This window comes from Granulicatella sp. 572.rep1_STHE, assembly GCF_001073445.1.
In the GTDB taxonomy this organism is placed as follows: domain Bacteria; phylum Bacillota; class Bacilli; order Lactobacillales; family Aerococcaceae; genus Granulicatella; species Granulicatella adiacens.
In genome coordinates this window covers 108,778-127,260 of sequence record NZ_JVBO01000008.1, presented here as the reverse complement: position 1 = coordinate 127,260, position 18,483 = coordinate 108,778, and the positions used below count along the sequence as shown (strand labels likewise).

Genomic DNA, 18,483 nt, shown 5'->3' with positions numbered 1-18,483 from the left:
TCGTTTTTCTAAAATGAAATTAACATTTTTAGCATCCCATTTATTGGGGTGCTTTTTTTGTGTAGAGAATTGAGGTCAGTTGACACGGCCGTTGGAGCAACGTGACTTACGGATGTGGCTGCGACGGGCGAAGCCCTAGCCAGGGGGTGTTGGTGCTTTAGCAACTTACAGCCATGGGTGCGAAGGGCGAAGGCCTAGCAAGGGGATGTTGCTACTTTAGTAGCTTACAGCCCAGGCTTCGCTGGTTGAAGCCCTAGCCTCAAAATGTTAATATCATTTTTTCGATATTATTTTAAATCGAATTAATACTCGTCGCTACTTAATAGTAATGATTTGCTTTTTATGTAGATAAAGATTATACTTAACCTATCCACAAGTGAAAGTGAGGAATTAATATGGAAAATTTAGTAGTATCTATTTTCAAAACAGAAAGTGAAGCTTATCAGGCATTTGCTGAGTTGAAAACATTCAAGCAAACTGAGAAAACAAAAGTCGCTCAAATTGCTGTTATCAAAAATGAAGGCGGTCATATTACTGATAAAGATCGTTTTGATTTTGAAGATTCTGCAAATGATGGTGCTTTAAAAGGCGGCCTAATCGGTGCGTTTGTCGGACTGCTAGCGGGACCATTAGGTGTATTATTTGGTTACGGAATTGGAAGTCTATACGGATTAGCCGGAGGCGATACTGTTGAAGCTGTCCAAGAAGGTTTAATCGACCAAGTTTCTCAAAAATTAGTTAGTGGTGAAACTGCTCTTGTTGCTTTAGTTCAAGAAGATGATGAGCAAGTATTAAATGCTTATTTTAATAAATACGACACACAAATTTTACGTTGGAATGTTGAATCAGTAGTAGAAGAAATTGAAGCTGCTGCAAAAGTTCAAGCTGATCTTTATAATAAGGCTCGCGCTCAAATGAAAGCAGAACGTAAAGAGGCTCGTAAAGAAAAAATCGAAGAATTCAAAAATAATATTAAAGCTAAATTCGAAAATTTAAAATTATAATTAAATTTGATCTCAGCACTCTGTATTTACAGGGTGCTTTTTTGTTGTAGAAATGGAGAGCATAGAAAAAGGAATTAAGTAAACATTGTACTTAATTCCTTTGTAAATAAATCTATTCAGTTTACGATTAAAACATATTTCTTACTATAAAGAGGTTAGGAAAGTAAGTCCGCCCAAAATGACTCCAGCTGCATTAGGGAAAATAAGTATCCAGTCTTTTTTTGGTTCTTTAGTCCAACCGTAAATAACCCAGATTAGACAAGAAACGGCAGCAAAAAGCGGCTGGAAAGGTTGACCTTTACTTCCTTGTAGGTTTGCGATAATTTGTGGAATATAAGCAATAAATACAAGGAAACCGATAAAAGCTCCAATAGATCCAACAAAACGGTTAATCTTTTGTTTTGACATATGTTTCCTCCAAAAAAGTTAATACGGATATACTAACACATATTCTTTATTTTATAAACATATATTGATTTTAAGAGTCATTTTTAAAGATTTCTTAATCAGTAAAGAATAGTTTAAATTACAGACGGATTGGATAGAAAAGCGAGAATAAAATGTGGATATGGTATAATGAAGTCATAAGTATTTCATTAGAGGAAGTGGCCAGATGAAAATTATTGTCGATCGCAATTCGGTTTGTGCCGGAGATGATATATACAATCATGAGATGACATTCGAGGTGCCAGAAAGCCTTACCGTAGCCGAATTCTTTGACTTGGTGGAGAGTCACGGCTTCTTAGCATCAATTATAGGAAATGATGTAGCGTGGGGGCTTCGAAATCGCACGGGTAAAATCGGGGAGTATTTTACAAAAACAGGAGAAGTCACTCATCCAGAAGTGAGCATTAAAGATAAAATGGACTAAGCGGGCGGAAATCCTCATTTCTTTGTTCGCTATTATAGCAATCCAGAGTTAGTAAAAAAACAAGACTAGGAGAACTAACATGATTCGAGAAGTGTTTCGATGCTGTATCTCCAAACGGACGCGAATTCCGCTTCGAATTTGTGTTTAGTAATGATAATCATTTGAAAGTTTATCATTTATACGAAACCGTCAACGGACGTAGGAAAAAGACATTCATGGATGTTATCGGGTCCTTAATCGACTCATTGTAAAAGAAATAGGAGGAAAAGAAATGGAACCAACAGCACTTAAATGGGTCTTCTACCGCGAAGTGGATGTCCAACGCGATATCGAAGAAATTCTTGTGACAGGGGAAGTCGCTGACCGCGCCTTCAAAACTGTACGAGATGTGGCGGTATTCACCAACAAACGCTTGATTGTTAAAGACGTTCAAGGGTTAACTGGAACAAAAGTAGAGATGTATTCCTTACCTTATAGCGCGGTAAATATGTGGTCTACAGAAAATGCAGGAATCCTAGATTACACCGCAGAAGTGGAACTATGGACCAGAGCAGGCCATATTAAGATTGAATTGAAACGTGGTATCAATATTCGCGAATTCGAACGGTTACTAGCAGAGTATATTCTCTAAAACACATAGGTTGTCTGTTGCTTGTGGGACAGATTCCTTTAGTGGTAAGCTCAATGCATTGCTTTTCAATCAGGACAATGCTAGAATGAGTCATGTAATTAAATATTTAAGATCTTGGGAGTCTCGTTAGGGAGGCTGAGAGTGTGATATACAGACCAATATTATCTGATCAACTTCATGGTTGCGTAGAGAGTATCTTACAAAGTCGACAGTACCACTGTGTACATATCTATACATGTGAACCCCCTTTCAGGATTGAAAAGATCTGAAGGGGGGTTTTTTATGTCTCAACATGTTTCGTACGGGAATTGCCGTGTGGGAGTTCCAGGTTCACATTTAGCAATTAGCGGCGCGAGGTTTAATTTGGCACCGATGTCGGATGATTTTATCGACATTATTCTGGGGGCCATCAGGCAAGTGGATTTGTCCAATGTATGGGCAAAGACGGATCATACTTCTACCATTTATCGTGGGGGAAGTGTAGAAGTTTTCGATGCGTTAAAAGCTTGTTTTATTAGTAGTTATCGTCCGGGAGTTCACTGCTCGCTGGAAGCCACTCTTTCAAAAGGGTGCCCTGGGGATGTAGATGAGGATACGCCTTTATCGTTCGATGGAAGTCGAATCAATGAAGTCCGATCCCAAGCGACTCATTTTCCTGTCATTGGGAAATTCGCAGTATATCCAATGGGGTCTGATAATTATATGAAGACCATCGAGAAAGTGGTGAATCTAGGGATTGATCAAGGAACGATTACTGGAACAGGGCATTATGTCACTTTTCTAGGAGGGGACGTTCACGAGGTGTTTGATTATTTGGAACAAGTTTTTAAAATTTTAGAGCAAGATGTGAGTCATTTTGTGATTCAAGTGACATTATTATGCAATGTACCAGGGGGAGAAATTGATGAATAAAAATAAATTAGAACTAAAGGATTACTTATTTATTAGCTTAATTTGTGTATTGTTTGGGGTGTTTTATTTACTAGCAGTTTATGCAGGAGGTGCGCTTTCTGCCACACTAGCACCGATGGGACTTGGGATGCTAGGATATGAGCCATTTTACGGAATCTGGTTTATGGCTCCAGTATTCACGCTTTACTTTATTCGAAAACCAGGGATTGGTATTATTACAGAAATTATTGCAGCCGTAATTGAAGTGTTACTTGGGAACATGTTCGGGATTATCGTTGTGGTTAGTGCTTTTATCCAAGGTTTAGGAGTAGAAATGGCCTTCATGACGAAAAAATACGGCGATATTACTTATGGAACCACAATGTTAGGGGCTGTTATTACAACCATCTTTACATTCCTTTGGACAGGATTCCGTAGCAATTATTTAGCATTAGATTGGAAGCTAGTGGTCGCTATTTTTGTGATTCGTTTAGTTTCTGCCTTAATCTTTACAGGATACTTAAGCAAACTCTTATGCGACCAAATGGTAAAAACAGGAGTGGTCAAAGTTCGTGGCTAATCCTGAATTTGTTCTCCAATTGAAAAATGCGACTTTAAGCGTTCAAAATCGAGTGCTGTTCTCCAATCTGTCCATGCAAATCCATTCTGGAGAAATTGTATTAGTGATGGGAAGAAGTGGAGTTGGGAAAAGCAGCCTTATGAATGTGATTAATGGAGTCTATCCAAATGGGGACACAGAGGTTCAATGTGAAGGATTAGAAATTTTAGGACATTCTCTTCTAGCGTTAAATCACTTGGAGAGAACTAAATATGTACGCTCTATTTTTCAAAATGCAAGACTCTCGTTTGCAATGGAGACACCGTATGAAGAAATGATTTTCGTACTAGAGAATTTTTGTTTTCCCATTGAAACGATGGAACAAAAAGTAGAGGAACAAGCAAAAAAATACAAGATTGACGACTTATTACACCGAAAGTTTGCAAGTCTTTCAGGGGGAGAACTTCAAAAAGTGGCCTTTGCTTGTGCCAACTTAGTAGAGGCACCTCTGTATTTGATGGATGAGCCATTTGCCAATATCGATGAAGAAAGTACTGAGTACTTTATCGAGCAGATTAAACGGTTGATTAACGAAGGAAAAGCAATTTGTATCATTGACCACCGATTGGACTTTTGGGAGTGGGTCAATCGGTGGTATCTCTTAGAAGATGGTGGAGAATTGAAACGAATCGAACTTCCTTTAAAGGAGAAAGACAAACTTCTTCTAGAAGAGAGTGGGAATCTGTGTCCATTACCAGTTAAAACAAAAAAGAAGTTAGAAGATGCAAATCCATTGTTGAAAGTGGAAGATGTATCGGTTTTTGTAGAAAAAGACAAACCGCTTCTTAAGCATATTCATCTTGAGCTTCATGAAGGCGAGATGATGGCTCTTGTGGGATCTAGTGGGAGTGGGAAAACAAGTTTTTTCAAAGCTCTTTTAAAGCAACTCCCTTATACGGGAACAATCGAACTAAAAGGACATTCTTTATCGAAGGTGAAGAAGAAGGAGTTATTTCAAAAAGTCGGACTTGTTTTTCAAGATCCCACCCTTCAATTTGTGGCTGCGAAAGTTTTAGAAGAACTGAAAGTCACTTTTCCAGGCGAAGCAGAAAGTCGTCTCGAATCTCTTTTAGAAGAATACTCCTTACAGCAAACAAAGGAATTATCTCCTTGGCTTCTCAGTCAAGGGCAACAGCGCAGGCTTGCATTTTTAACAATGACTGGAGAGGGCAAAGTCTTACTATTAGTGGATGAACCGACTTACGGGCAAGACATGAAAAATGCGATAGCTATCATGAATGCATTGCAGCAATTGTGCCAAGAGGGAGTAGCTTGTCTATTTACTAGTCATGACCGTAGACTAGTGCGTCAATACGCGCAGAAGGTGATGAGCATTCGTCATCAGACCATGGAGGTAGAGACGAATGAAGATGAGAATTAATCCAAGTGTGCAATTAGGGGTTTCGTTTTTATTATCCATGGTCATCCTTTTCACCAAATCATGGAAACTTAATGGAGCGATGATGCTGGCATCCATCGTGATAATAGTGTTGTTCAGACAACAACCTTGGGGACGCGTTGTTAAACTTGGACTGGGATTACTGATGATTACCTTGACGTATTTTCTTTCAGTCTATTTTTATCCAAATGAGAATTTATTGGTTCAAACGGGTTCAAATGGCGTTTTTTCTGTAGCTTTGGAATTAAGTAGTCGAATTCTTGCGCTTGGTCTTGTAGGAATTAGTCTATCAACTTCTATTGAGAAAAATGAATTTGTTGCCAGTCTCATCCAGCAATTGAAAGTGCCAGTGGCGATTGCTTACAGCATACTGGTAGCCATTAATTTTCTAACACTGATTCAAACAGAGTATGAACAGTCGAAATTAGCATTGCAAATCAGAGGAATTTCTGGGAGTGGAGTTTACTTAAAAGCCCTCTCGACCATGATGATTCGTCTGATGCGACAATCCGAGTATACGGCCATGGCGATGGAACTTCGTGGATTCTCACCAGATAGAGTGCAAAAAATTCAACTGGAAATTTCCATTTTAGATTTAATTTATAGTAGTTTGATGATCTCTTTTATCGTTATCGTCATATGGCTGCAACAATAAAAATAGCCACTACAATTGTAGTGGCTCTTTCACTTTAGAATTCAGTCTTATTTATTGAAGTTGTTTTTAATTCCTTCAACTGCACCTTCAACGCTTTCTTTAACGTTATCAATGACTTCTTTTGCTTTTCCTAAACCTTTTTCTACAGCACCTTCTGATTCAAGGCTTTTATCGCCTGTAACTTTACCAGCTAATTCTTTAGCGGCACCTGTTGCTTGTTGTAATTTATCTTCTAATGACATATGAAGACCCCCTTTACTGTTTGACTCATTATAGCATCAAAAAAAGGTTTCACCTAAGTTTCTGCTTGAGGAAATAATCATAAGCAGATGTTGCAAAGGGAAGAGAGGAGTCATGTTAAAATAATTCTAAAGAAACTCAAGGAGGAATGATGATGTCAGAATATCAAGTACCACGCGTATGGAGCGCAGCAGATTCTAATCAAGGGAAGTTCTCAGGAATTAACCGTCCAACAGCAGGGGCGCGTTTTGAACAAACATTACCTGTTGGAGAATCAGACTTACAAGTATATTCACTTGGGACGCCAAATGGTATTAAAGTCACGATTATGCTTGAAGAATTACTTGGAGCAGGAGTGGACAAGGCAGGCTATGACTTATTCAAGATTTCGATTATGGATGGAGATCAATTCGGGAGCGACTTTGTAGGCATTAACCCGAATTCAAAGATTCCAGCCCTTGTAGACCGCTCAGGGGACGAACCGATTCGTGTCTTTGAGGCAGCGAATATCTTGCTTTATTTAGCAGAAAAATTCGGGAAATTCCTTCCGCAAGATACCGCCAAACGTACAGAAGTCTTAAACTGGCTTTTCTGGCAAACAGGAGTAGCACCATTCTTAGGTGGAGGTTTTGGACACTTCTTCAACTATGCACCAGAGAAAATCGAGTACGCGATCAATCGTTTCACTATGGAAGCGAAACGCCAATTAGACTTGCTCGATCAAGAGTTAGCTAAACGTCCTTATATTGCGGGAGATGAATACACAATTGCTGATATCGCCATCTGGTCATGGTATGGGCGCCTTGTTCAAGGGCACTTGTATCAAGGTTCTGCAGAGTTCCTTGACGCGCAAAGTTACAAGCATCTTAACGAATGGGCAGACCGCATTGCAAAACGCCCAGCCGTCCAAAAGGGATTGGAAGTGGAGTATAAAGCGATTAAGTAAAGTTCTACTTGGAGTGAAAAAAAGGTATTGTTATTAGAAAGATAAGAACGTATAATCTTTGTGTAAAGATAAACAAGGGTAGGGGTGCATATAGGAAAGGAGTATTATTGATTATGTTTATCTTTATAAAACAATTATAAAGCGAGGGAGAAAGCATGATATTTATTAGTTATAATCATAATGATGAAGAAATAGTAGATCGAATTGTAAAAAGACTAGATATTGAATTTGGAAGAAAAAATATTTTTTATGATAAATGGTCTATACAACCAGGGGATAGTATTATTGGAAAGATGAACGAAGGAATTGAAAAAGCAGACGTATTTTTCTATTTTCTTTCTTCAAATTCTTTGAAAAGTAAGATGGTCAGTAGGGAATGGCAAAGTGCATTAATGCAATCAGTCAATGAGAATTTGAAATTTATTCCAATTAGAATTGAAGATTGTCAGGTACCATCTATTATGAAGGATATTTTATTTATTGATTTATTTAATATTGGTATTATAGAAACCATTGAAAAAATGAAGAAATGTATAAACGAATCTAATGAATATGATTACTTAGAAGAAGTAGATAACATCATTGCAAATTTAGTTACTATTTCAGATAATGAGATTGAATTTGAAATACAGGCGAAAAAATTTACTGTTCCTAATCCAAGATTTGCTTTTTTCTGTGAGAATAAATTAGGAACTGTACACTACAAAGCTATTTCAGATGGATTAATATTTAGAAATGAAGCTGAAGCAATAGATAATTTTAGTAAAAAAGCACTTGAAGGATGGAGTGTTCTATTATTAGAATTAAACAGACCGTTAACGCCTCAAAGGAGTTTTAAAGGAATAATTCACACTCAGGAAGACTCTTTAAAATTAAATTTTATTCAGCAATTGGTTTCAGAAACTGAGTTAAAGGAAATTCCGTTTTCGTATAAAAAGTAGTTTAATAGAGAGGTTTTTTAAAATTGTTGAATGAAATTGACTGGAATATTTTTTGGAATGCATTAAGCGCAATAAGCACATTTATGGCGGTTTTAGTAAGTCTATGGCTTGCGAAAGATAGAAGAAAAAGAAAAGACTTAGATGTCTGGTTAAATTACACAGAGTATTTTGATAAAGAAGATTTTAAAGTATTAATTACTATTTATAATAAAGGAAAAGAGCCGATTGTTATTGTAGATGCTGGTTTTAAGCATGGTTATAAAACTATAGTAAATGAAATTAATGGAAGAAAAATTTTTGATAAATTCCCAATCATAATTAAACCTGGTGAGATTGTAGACATATCAAGAATTGTAACTAAAGAAAACCCTGATTATAAGGAACTCAATGAATGGTTTAAAAAGGGACGTTTTACCGTGAGAGATAATCAAGGAAAAGATTATTAATATTATCCGGAAAACTCGTTGATTTTTCAACGAGTTTTTTGATTTGTGAAACCGAATCATTGACAGGATAAACTTATAGGTATATAGTTCTATATAGAACTAATTTGAAAGAAGGGTATTCATGAAAGAAAAAATGAAGGGTGGTTACTTAGTCCACCATGTAGGGTTGCTCAATGGGAGAACCTATCAAAAAATATTAAAGAAACAGCCCTCAGCCCAATTTAGAAGTGAGCAATCTAAAATTTTATCTTCACTTTGGAACTATGAAAACGAGTGTATGACTTTTACAGACTTAAGTCAAAAGACGGGGCTTGCCATTAATACCTTAACGAGTATGATTAAAAAATTAGAAGAACAAGGACTTGTTAGTTTAGAAGCTTGCAAGATTGATAAACGGAAGCGTTATGTCAGTCTAACAGAACTCGGAAAAGCTCAAAAAGAGATTGGAGACGAAGTGAGTTATGAATTAGGAGAACAATTTTATAAAGGGTTTTCGACCCAGGAAATTTTTGAGTTCGAAAGCTATTTAGAACGAATTATTCAAAATTTGAAAGAATACGAAGAGTAAGAAAGTAAAGGAGAAACTAAATGTTAGAGTATAAAAACGTCGCCTTACGTTATGATGAAAAGCTCGTTTTAAAAGACGTAAACCTTACGATTAACGATGGCGAATTTATGGTGTTAGTGGGTCCATCCGGTTCTGGGAAGACAACGATGTTGAAGATGATTAACCAGTTGATCGAACCGACTGATGGAAATATTTATTTAAATGAAAAACGAATCAAGGAACATGACCAACGAAAATTACGCTTAGAGACAGGGTATGTCCTTCAACAAATCGCGTTGTTCCCGAACTTAACGGTAGCAGAAAATATCGCCCTTATCCCTGAAATGAAAGGGTGGAAGAAGGAGCAAATCACAGCCAAAACGAAAGAACTGCTTGAGAAGGTAGGGCTTCCTTTTGACGATTATGCCAAACGCCTTCCAAGCGAACTCTCTGGTGGGGAACAACAACGCGTAGGGATTGTCAGGGCGATGATTGCTGAACCGATGACGCTACTCATGGACGAACCGTTCTCAGCACTCGATGCGATTTCTCGTAAGCAACTACAAGAACTGACGAAGTTACTTCATCATGAGTTTAAAATGACGACCATTTTCGTTACGCATGATACCGATGAAGCGCTGAAACTATCTGATCGTATTGCTGTCTTAAAAGACGGAGAAATCCAGCAAGTCGCATCACCTTCTGAAATTCTCGCAAGTCCGGCAACCGCATTTGTAGCGGAACTTTTTAAAGGAGGTGTGCGTCATGAATAATTTGATTACGACGTTTCAAGACCGTTTTAGCGACTGGACAGTAGCACTAGGGCAACATTTACAACTTTCCTTATTAGCACTGCTGATTTCGATTCTGATTGCTGTTCCGTTGGCGGTTCTATTAAGTTCTCGTAAGCGTGCAGCAGGCCTTGTTCTTCAAGTGGCTGGGATTTTCCAAACGATTCCGTCCCTAGCACTATTAGGGCTGTTTATTCCATTGATGGGGATTGGAACGGTTCCGGCTCTGACAACCCTTGTGATTTACGCCTTATTCCCAATCTTGCAAAATACGATTACAGGTCTACAAGGGATTGATCCAAGTCTCGAAGAAGCCGCAGTGGCCTTTGGGATGACGAAATGGGAACGATTGAAGAAGTTCGAGATTCCGATTGCGATGCCTGTCATTATGTCTGGTATTCGAACTTCTGCCGTTTTTATTATCGGGACGGCGACTCTTGCTGCGTTAATTGGGGCTGGGGGACTTGGGTCGTTTATTCTTCTGGGGATTGACCGTAATAACGCTAGTCTCATTATCATCGGTGCAGTCTCTTCAGCCGTCTTGGCGATTGCATTTAGTACTTTATTAAAATGGATGGAACACGCCAAATTAAAAACAATTTTCGCAACCTTTGTGCTTCTATTTGCAGGACTAGGGGCTTCATTTGTATCAGGAATGATGCCTTCGATGGGACAACAAACCCTTATCATTGCTGGGAAATTAGGACCTGAACCAGAGATTTTAGCGAATATGTATAAACTCTTAATTGAAGAAAACACAAAGCTGAAAGTGGAAGTAAAACCAAACTTCGGGAAGACAACCTTCCTGTATGAAGCGTTAAAATCAGGGGATATTGATATTTATCCAGAATTTACAGGAACTGTTACAGAAAGCTTGTTGAAACCTGCTCCAAAAATTTCTCATGATCCGCAAGAAGTCTTTGAAGCAGCAAGAGATGGAATTCTAAAACAAGATGGCTTAGCCTTTCTAAAACCGATGGCTTATCAAAATACGTATGCAGTTGCCGTCACTAGAGCGGTCGCTGAAAAATATGGACTCAAGACTATCTCAGACTTGAAGAAAGTGGAAGGGCAATTGAAAGCAGGATTTACGCTTGAATTTAATGACCGTGAAGATGGCAATCGCGGACTTCAAAGTAAATATGGATTAAACCTCAATGTCGCAACGATGGAACCAAGCCTTCGCTACCAAGCGATTCAATCAGGAGATATCCAAATCACGGACGCTTATTCTACAGACGCTGAAATTACACGTTATGATTTAGTCGTATTAGAAGACGATAAACAATTATTCCCACCGTATCAAGGAGCGCCTTTAATGAAGGAAGCCTTATTAAAACAACATCCTGAGTTAGAAGGTGTATTGAATGTATTGGCAGGAAAAATTACTGAAAGTCAAATGAGTCAAATGAACTATGAGGTTGGAGTAGAAGGGAAGTCTGCTGAAACGGTTGCCCGTGAGTTCCTTCAAAGCCAAGGCTATATTAAGTAGGAAACACAATCAATGTAGGACTTCACTTTAAGAACAGGGCAGATAAATCTAGTAGATACCCATTCACTGTTCAGCCTCCATTTTAGAAGAAAAATAGTAGTACAAAAAAAGAATGTAGTGAAACTACATTCTTTTTTTTGCTTTAATCAACCCTATAAAGAAATAGATTATTCCGCTACTTTTTTGAAGCGCATCGTGAAGTAGGCAGTAACCTTTTGATTATTATCCAGTATTTTTTGTTGTTCGAGTGTTAGTGTTAAAATGCCATCTTCAATGGAATATTTATAGGACACTGGTTTTACGAATTTTTCGACTGAAAAGGTCGCCAGACTTAGGAAGTTTGGTGCGTACTTGAATTCCATCGTACCGGTACCCTCATTGATTGTAATCCCTGTTAAGGTCTCTTGGACTTCATTCTTTTCATCATTAAATCCATAGGTGAGGTAGCCTTTTTGATTGTTCCATTTCTCTAGACTCTGTTTCAAAACATTATATTGATTTTTAATATATTCTTCTTTTGTTCCGTTGACACTTGTTAGATTCTTGGACTTCGCGTAGTCATAGAAGTTGCCCATAGCCGCTTCAATCGAGGTAGTATATTCATATACCGCTGAATTCCCTGTAATCGTCAGTGTCGGTTTTACGTCCTTGAAGGCATCCGAATAAATGAGTCGGCGTGGAATTTCTTCCTTATCCTGAAAATCTAGGTATCCTAAGCCGCGTTCAAGTGTACTTCTGAAATCGATTTGTTCCCATTTTCCTTCAAGAGGATTAGAAGAAGCAGCTGTTGATGTAGTAGTTGTTGTAGCAGTTTGATTTCCACAGCCGGCAAGCATTAAAAGAGAGCAGCCAGCAATCAATAATGGTTTTAAATATTGTTTAATCATGGTCGCGTCTCCTTTCTATTTCTTTTCTGCACTCGGTACGCGTTTGAAGTTCAGTTCGAAATGAACAGGAAGATTATCCTTCGTCTTCATATCGGCGTAGATTGTCAAGATACCGTCTTTTACTTCATAGTTGTATGTTACTGAATCAAATCTGTGATCTTTATCCGCTGTCGTTAGAGGGAAGGAGTCAAGAATGATGATCCCTTCGTCAAAAGTGACAGTTTTTGCGTTTTCATCAATAGTCCCTGTAGCCTCGTAGCTATAAGTTCCAGTCGATGTATCCATTGATGCTTTATATTTCTTGAAGTTTTTCACGAAATCTACTTGTCCATTAATATAGCGGCTGACAAATGCATCCTCTGTCATTTCTTTTTTATCCCTTGAAATTTCGTAGAATGCTTTTGCAAATTTTTTCGAATCGTAATGATAGCTTAGTTTTGCAGTTGTGCCATCAACGGATAATTTCATCTTGAAGTCTTTAAAAGCTTCAATGAATTTCGCAAAAGTATAGCTTTTCATTCCTCGTGGGAAAAACGCTTTTTGCAATGAATCAAGCTCGTAAACGGATTCCCATTCACCAGCTAAATTATTTGGATCTTTTTGTTCTTGTTGCGATTTTTGTGCGTTATTAGCATTTGAATCTGAAGCTTGGTTCTGTCCACATCCAGCAATCACAAAAACTGTGATAAGAGAGAAGAGCCCAAGAAACAGTTTCTTAGTTTGTCTAATCATCGTTAGACCTCCTTCGAAAAGATAGTTGTATTATGTTTATATCATACTTCTAATATTTTTGTTTTGCAATGCTTTTCACGAAAATTACTACCTTCCCACGTAACTTCACCGATTATTCAAAGTGAGAAGCGCAACCTCTTCTTTAAAAAAAGGGACAAATAGTTGAGATTCTCAAGGCCTTTTATGTGCAAAAAGACTTTTTCATATCTATTAAAATACGAAGGTCCTTTGGGGTATAGTCATGATAGCCGCGAAGAACAAGGAAGATGAATTAGAGCGGGTTAAAGTTTCCAACTTTTACCCGCTCTTTGAAGCTTGCTAGGGTTGAGACCTTAGGCTCAACCCGGTGTAGCAGTTATCATGACTATACTGAACCAAAGGTTCCGAAGTATTTTAATAGAGCTTAAGCTCTTATTTTTTTTGCACAAAAAACCCCTTGAGAAATTCTCAAAGGGCAGTGGAATGACTAATTGCTAGTTGTGTCAGACACTTTTTTGAATTTTGTTGTGATAAGGGTATTTACATTATTTTTGCCGTCGCGTTGCTCGATTGTCAACGTTAAAATATCTCCATCAATAGAGTATTTATAAGTCGTTTCTTTATTGACAGGTCCAATGGACATGATCGCAAGCTGCACAATATTGATAGCTTCTGGGAAGACAATCGTTTGATTTGCTGTATCTAATTTACCATTTTTCAAAACAGAATGAATTGTGTTATTATCTTTATCAAATTCATAAGTTGTATTTGGGTAGTCTTTAGCAGCTCCTTGTAGAGTAGTCGATAATCTAATAAATTGATTTTTAATATATTCGTCTTTCGTTTGAGTTACTTTAGACGCATCTTTTTGTTTTAAGTAATCGTAGAACATTCCAAAACCTTCTGTTAAAGATACAGTGTAGTCGAATTCAACAGATGTACCTGTAATGTTCAACGTTGGTTTCAAATCTTTCAATGCCTCAGGATAGATCAGTTTGATAGCCGAATCATCATTGTTGAAATCTTTATAGGCTAAGCTTTGTTCAAGAGCTGGTCGGAAGTCGATAGCTTGCCATTTTCCTTCAATTGGAACTGGGTCTTTTTGAGTAGTGCTTCCTTTACGTTTGAAGTGCAGTTCATAGTGAACAGGAAGATTATCTTTTTTCGCTTTTCCGTCAATCGTTAAGTAAAGCATGTCATCTTTTAATTCGTAGTGATATGTGTTTTGCGAAGCGCGATTTTCGCCGAATGAGAAGAAGAATGAGTTCGTTACTGAAATTCCTTCATCAAATGTCATTGTTTTGGCATCTTGATCAATAGAACCTGTTGCTTCGTAACTAAATACGCCTGTATCTATATTCATGCTAACTTTGTATTTCTTAAAGTCGCCTGCAAATCCTTCATGAGAGTCATATATGAGTTTTTTGAACTCATCTTCAGTCTTACCTCTAGCGTCTGTTGTGAAAGTGTAGAAAGCTTTAATAAAGTTATCAATGTTATAATCGTATTTAATCGTTGCTGTATTGTTTTCAATCTTCATGTCCATTTTGAAGTCTTGAACAGATTCAAATAAACGAGCAAAGTTGATTGCCTTGAGGGTATAGGCTCCGATTGATTCCGTAAAAGCATCGGGAATATCGACTAATTCCCAATCACCGTCAATCGTTTCTACTTTTGGCGCTTCTGTTTGAGCGGCATTTTGAGAGTTGCTTGGAGAACAAGAAGCCAGTACAAAGACTGAGAATAGAGCAACTAGTGTTAAAAATAATTTCTTATAATGTCTAAACATCTTTAGACCTCCTTAATAGAGTAATTCTAATATAATTAAATTATAACGATTACCATTTTTACTTGCAATGGTTTTCACGAATTTTACAAGCTTGCCCCGTAATTTCACCGATTATTCAAAATGAGAAGAGGAATAGTTTTATTTGACCGGTTCACTAAACGATAGAGACTCTAAAGGACTTTTTAGTGTAAAATTGCTTTCAGCTTCTATAAAAATACGAAGGAGCTTCGGGGTATAGGAATGGGAGTAAGACAGAAGAAACAGTGTTTTTCTGTTTCTTCGTAGTCTTACCCCCGCAAGGACAAATAGGATTGACCAAACTACTTGATAGTGAAGGTCAATCCATTTGTCTACTGCGTCTACATTGTTTAAGTTAACAATATGAAAATTGCAAGCTTGCTAGGGTTGAGACCTAAGGCTCAACCCGGTGTAGCAGTTATCATAACTATTACGACCCAAAGGTTCTATAGTATTTTAATAGTGCACTTAATAAATCAGTTTTGAACTTTCTTAAATTTCAATTCGTAGTAAATATTATAGATTTTGCTAGAATCAGGCTTTTCAAAAGTAATTGTCAAGACATCACCGTCTAATGAGTAGTGATAAGTTGTTTCTAAATACGCTTGTGATGCTTCTGAAAAAATGACGAAATCTGCAATAGCCATTGGATTTGGGAAAGTGATGGTTTTATTATTTGTATCCACCTTTCCGTTTGGTACCACAGTATGGACACTGTAATTTGCCTCATCAATTTCAATTTTAGAATTCAAACTTACCGATAAATCTGTTTTAAGTCGATTAAAGTAGAAGTTGATGTATTTTTCTCTTGAATCTTTATTTTCTGTCTTAGTGGTTTGATAATAATAGTTGTAATCGGCATTATAGGCGTCTGTTAGATGAACCAAAACGTCATAAGTAGCGCTATTCCCTGAAATCGTTAAGGTTGGTTTTAAATCCTTTAACGCATTCACGTAAATTAATTGGAAAGCTTTTTTATTTTTTTTATTCACACGATAGAAGAGCCCCCGTAATAAGGCTTCTCTAGTATTCATCAGTTCCCATTTTCCGTCTAAAGAAACTGTCTGTTTAGAAGTTGGTTCTGTCGTATTGTTTTCTGAACCAGAGACACGTTCGAATTTTAATTCAACATGAGCCGGTAGTTGTGTTTCTTTTTCGGTTCCGTCCATAGAGATAATTAGTAGATTATCTTTTAAATCGTATTTATATGTGACTGGATCATATGCCTCCGTAAATGTCACCGGGAAGTACATAATGAAGTTTAAAGGTTCTTCGAAGTTCAGGGTTTTATCTTTAGAATTGACGGTCCCTGGAGCGTAGAAAGTAAAGGCACCCGTTGCTGTATCAGTTGCGACTTTGTTTGTCTTGTAAGGGTCTGCTAATTCTTTAATTTTTGGAAATAGTTTTTCCTTAAAAGCTTCAAGTGATATATCTTGTTTAGAGATTTTATAATAGTCCTCTGCAAAACGATTTAAGTCAGTAGAGTAGCTAACTTCCACATTTTCGCCATTAACCTTCAAGCGCATGTCTAAGTCGTCAAAAGTCGTTAATAACTTTCCAAATGTATCAACATTCAATTTGTATATAGAATAAACAGACTGCATTGAATTATGAATGTCTGTTAATTTCCATTCGCCCTCAATATCTGTTGTTATTTTCGTTTCTTCTGTTTTAGCAGCTGCCGAACTATCGGAGTTATTTGAGCCTTGAGAGCACCCTGCAATAACGAATACTGAAAAGATTGATAGCAGAGCGAACAAGTATTTCTTGCCAAGTCTACCCATTGTGAACCTCCTAAAAAGAGTCTTGTATATGCCTTTATCATACGTTTATTGCTATAAGTTTGCAACGGTTTTCACGAAAATTACAACCTTGCTTCGTCATCCCATTATTATTTAACAGGTGAAAAGGAAAGTTTTTCAGCACAGATGGAGCAGAATTTGAGATTCTTAAAAAGGATTGTGTAAGGAAGAATTTTTTTAAGTCTATTAAAATACGAAGAACCTTTTGGTAATAAGAATGATAACCGCGACAAACAAGCAATGTGAATTAGAGCGGGTTAAAGTTTTTAACTTTTACCCGCTCTTTGAAGCTTGCTAGGGTTGAGACCTAAGGCTCAACCCGGTGTAGCAGTTATCATAACTATTACGAACCAAAGGTTCTAAAGTATTTTAATAGTGCACTTAATAAATTATTTTTGCACTTTCTTAAATTTCATCGGATAAACCAAACGAATTCCATTTTCTTTAAAGACCTTTTCAGCGTACATCGTAAGAATATCGCCGTTGACCTCATAGTGATACGTAATTGGGACTTCTTTTGAAGAAATATAAAGTGGAAGAATACCAAATAGATTTGGAACATCCGGGAAGACAATCGTTTTTGCGTTTGTGTCTAAAACGCCACCTTCTTGTTTCCCTTTATAGATATAAGTTTCGTCGTTGTAAGTACCAGATAAGTCTTCCGATTTTTTAATATTTTTTTGAGCATTTGCAGCAAGAACTCTAGCAGCTTCAGCCTTGTCCTTAGCGATATCTTTATGTGCTTCAGCAAAGAACTCGAAGTATTTATTCATATCAGCCGTGTACGTAAGAGTCACCTTTGTTCCTTCGATTGTTAACGTAGGAGAGACATCTTCGAAAGCCTCTGTTACTTTCAATCGGGTATATGCGTCCTTGTAAGTATATAAAAATGTACGTTCTATTGTATCTCTAAAGTCGATTGCTTGCCATTCACCTTCAAGAGCGACTGGTTCAGGGGCTTCTGTTGTTGTTTCAGCAGTCGTTTGTCCTGGCTTTTGTTCAGCACATCCTGCAACGAATAGAAGAGTAAGAAGCGACATTGTCCATAGCGAAATTTTTTTCATCATTTTCATCATTCATCACTCCTTCTATTTGTTCTCTTCTGTGTAGTTGAAACGAAGACGCATCACAAGTTTCAAACCTTTATCGTTTTTGCCCTCAGCAGAAAGGGTCATTTGTTTTCCCTCCACTGTATAGTTATACGTCATAGCCTCCAGTGGGTTAGAAGTAGGTCCTAAGATGATTCTACTTAGGAATGTTGGAGTTTCTGGGAAAGTAATCGTGTGATTGTCCGGATTAATAGTTCCTGTTAGCGTATAGTCATAAGCGTAGTTTGCTTCGTCGACTGTGATTTTGGTATGTTGAAGAGTCGCTACATAGGCTTTTAAATCTTCTGTTTTCTTTTGGACATATGTTTTGAAATCAGGTGTCGTAAGGTTTTGTCCTTTATATTGATCTTCGTAAATTCTGAGATAGTCAAAACGATACTTCAATTCAACCGTGTTGTCTTTAATCGTCATCGTCATATTGACATTATCTAAGTCATCCAACATAAGTGCTGCTGCGCGGGATTCGACATTAGTAGCAAGGAATACCTTTTGCAACGTCAATTGTTGTTCTGTCCATTGCCATGTTCCTTGTGGATTCTTTGTAAGATCAACAGGTTCTTTTTGTGGTTGGCATCCAGCAATCAAAAGAAAGCTAAGAAACGCTAAAAATCCTAAAAGTAGTTTCTTTGTTTTATAAAACATGAATTTTCCTCCTAAACGATGTTACTTTTATTTTATCATTATTAAGAATAAA

21 protein-coding genes are annotated in these 18,483 nt (G+C 37.3%); 13 read left to right on the top strand and 8 right to left on the bottom strand.

The window, feature by feature from the left end:
- The first annotated feature begins 395 nt into the window (after window positions 1–395).
- Window positions 396–1,004: a DUF1269 domain-containing protein gene (locus ADH99_RS00785; protein ID WP_048713928.1), complete on the top strand. Its 609-nt coding sequence runs from the start codon at window positions 396–398 to the stop codon at window positions 1,002–1,004.
- Between the two features lie 144 nt (window positions 1,005–1,148).
- Here ADH99_RS00785 and ADH99_RS00780 read toward each other — a convergent pair whose 3' ends face one another.
- Entirely contained in the window at window positions 1,149–1,412 is a 264-nt protein-coding gene (locus tag ADH99_RS00780) for a SemiSWEET family transporter (protein WP_048709611.1), read from the bottom strand.
- 205 nt (window positions 1,413–1,617) lie between these two features.
- On the opposite strand from ADH99_RS00780, the gene ADH99_RS00775 reads away from it, so the two are divergent.
- From ADH99_RS00775 to ADH99_RS00750, 6 genes are all read left to right on the top strand, one after another.
- Entirely contained in the window at window positions 1,618–1,875 is a 258-nt protein-coding gene (locus ADH99_RS00775) for a hypothetical protein (protein ID WP_179944348.1), read from the top strand.
- A gap of 271 nt (window positions 1,876–2,146) precedes the next feature.
- Window positions 2,147–2,506 (top strand): PH domain-containing protein, encoded by a 360-nt coding sequence (locus tag ADH99_RS00770; RefSeq protein WP_049554378.1) that lies wholly within the window; start codon window positions 2,147–2,149, stop codon window positions 2,504–2,506.
- Between the two features lie 282 nt (window positions 2,507–2,788).
- On the top strand, window positions 2,789–3,418 hold the full coding sequence (locus ADH99_RS00765; protein WP_049554379.1) for a YkoF family thiamine/hydroxymethylpyrimidine-binding protein: 630 nt from the start codon (window positions 2,789–2,791) through the stop codon (window positions 3,416–3,418).
- Window positions 3,411–3,977: an ECF transporter S component gene (locus ADH99_RS00760; protein ID WP_049554380.1), complete on the top strand. Its 567-nt coding sequence runs from the start codon at window positions 3,411–3,413 to the stop codon at window positions 3,975–3,977. Before ADH99_RS00765 ends, ADH99_RS00760 begins: the two co-directional genes overlap by 8 nt.
- A complete protein-coding gene (locus ADH99_RS00755) occupies window positions 3,970–5,397 on the top strand; it encodes an ABC transporter ATP-binding protein (RefSeq protein WP_049554381.1) in 1,428 nt (475 codons plus the stop codon). Before ADH99_RS00760 ends, ADH99_RS00755 begins: the two co-directional genes overlap by 8 nt.
- Window positions 5,381–6,070, top strand: coding sequence for an energy-coupling factor transporter transmembrane component T family protein (locus ADH99_RS00750; RefSeq protein ID WP_049554382.1), 690 nt, complete (start codon window positions 5,381–5,383; stop codon window positions 6,068–6,070). The genes ADH99_RS00755 and ADH99_RS00750 overlap by 17 nt, the downstream gene beginning before the upstream one ends.
- A gap of 47 nt (window positions 6,071–6,117) precedes the next feature.
- On the opposite strand, the gene ADH99_RS00745 is transcribed toward ADH99_RS00750, so the two are convergent.
- A complete protein-coding gene (locus tag ADH99_RS00745; RefSeq protein ID WP_005605849.1) occupies window positions 6,118–6,312 on the bottom strand; it encodes a CsbD family protein in 195 nt (64 codons plus the stop codon).
- Window positions 6,313–6,464: 152 nt separating this feature from the next.
- Between ADH99_RS00745 and yghU the strand changes: the two genes are divergently transcribed.
- The 6 genes from yghU to ADH99_RS00715 all read left to right on the top strand — a co-directional run bounded on the left by yghU (window position 6,465) and on the right by ADH99_RS00715 (window position 11,473).
- Window positions 6,465–7,256, top strand: coding sequence for a glutathione-dependent disulfide-bond oxidoreductase (gene yghU / locus ADH99_RS00740; RefSeq protein WP_049554383.1), 792 nt, complete (start codon window positions 6,465–6,467; stop codon window positions 7,254–7,256).
- 155 nt (window positions 7,257–7,411) lie between these two features.
- On the top strand, window positions 7,412–8,197 hold the full coding sequence (locus ADH99_RS10205; RefSeq protein ID WP_082160215.1) for a toll/interleukin-1 receptor domain-containing protein: 786 nt from the start codon (window positions 7,412–7,414) through the stop codon (window positions 8,195–8,197).
- A gap of 26 nt (window positions 8,198–8,223) precedes the next feature.
- Window positions 8,224–8,643: a hypothetical protein gene (locus ADH99_RS00730; RefSeq protein WP_152903662.1), complete on the top strand. Its 420-nt coding sequence runs from the start codon at window positions 8,224–8,226 to the stop codon at window positions 8,641–8,643.
- Between the two features lie 121 nt (window positions 8,644–8,764).
- Complete coding sequence (locus ADH99_RS00725; RefSeq protein WP_049554385.1) at window positions 8,765–9,211, top strand: MarR family winged helix-turn-helix transcriptional regulator; 447 nt, start codon at window positions 8,765–8,767, stop codon at window positions 9,209–9,211.
- A 20-nt stretch (window positions 9,212–9,231) separates the two neighbouring features.
- A complete protein-coding gene (locus ADH99_RS00720; RefSeq protein ID WP_049554386.1) occupies window positions 9,232–9,963 on the top strand; it encodes an ABC transporter ATP-binding protein in 732 nt (243 codons plus the stop codon).
- The gene (locus ADH99_RS00715; RefSeq protein WP_049554387.1) at window positions 9,956–11,473 is read left to right on the top strand and encodes an ABC transporter permease/substrate-binding protein; all 1,518 of its coding nucleotides are present in this window, start codon (window positions 9,956–9,958) and stop codon (window positions 11,471–11,473) included. Before ADH99_RS00720 ends, ADH99_RS00715 begins: the two co-directional genes overlap by 8 nt.
- A 167-nt stretch (window positions 11,474–11,640) precedes the next feature.
- On the opposite strand, the gene ADH99_RS00710 is transcribed toward ADH99_RS00715, so the two are convergent.
- The 6 genes from ADH99_RS00710 to ADH99_RS00685 form a co-directional block, all read right to left on the bottom strand.
- Window positions 11,641–12,360 carry a hypothetical protein gene (locus ADH99_RS00710; protein WP_049554388.1) on the bottom strand — a complete coding sequence of 240 codons (720 nt, stop codon included), beginning with the start codon at window positions 12,358–12,360 and terminating at the stop codon, window positions 11,641–11,643.
- 15 nt (window positions 12,361–12,375) lie between these two features.
- Entirely contained in the window at window positions 12,376–13,092 is a 717-nt protein-coding gene (locus tag ADH99_RS00705; protein WP_049554389.1) for a hypothetical protein, read from the bottom strand.
- A 466-nt stretch (window positions 13,093–13,558) separates the two neighbouring features.
- On the bottom strand, window positions 13,559–14,860 hold the full coding sequence (locus tag ADH99_RS00700; protein WP_049554390.1) for a hypothetical protein: 1,302 nt from the start codon (window positions 14,858–14,860) through the stop codon (window positions 13,559–13,561).
- A gap of 494 nt (window positions 14,861–15,354) precedes the next feature.
- Window positions 15,355–16,662 carry a hypothetical protein gene (locus ADH99_RS00695; protein ID WP_049554391.1) on the bottom strand — a complete coding sequence of 436 codons (1,308 nt, stop codon included), beginning with the start codon at window positions 16,660–16,662 and terminating at the stop codon, window positions 15,355–15,357.
- A 407-nt stretch (window positions 16,663–17,069) separates the two neighbouring features.
- On the bottom strand, window positions 17,070–17,756 hold the full coding sequence (locus ADH99_RS00690) for a hypothetical protein (RefSeq protein ID WP_049554392.1): 687 nt from the start codon (window positions 17,754–17,756) through the stop codon (window positions 17,070–17,072).
- A gap of 12 nt (window positions 17,757–17,768) precedes the next feature.
- Entirely contained in the window at window positions 17,769–18,431 is a 663-nt protein-coding gene (locus tag ADH99_RS00685) for a hypothetical protein (protein ID WP_049554393.1), read from the bottom strand.
- Window positions 18,432–18,483 lie beyond the last annotated feature (52 nt).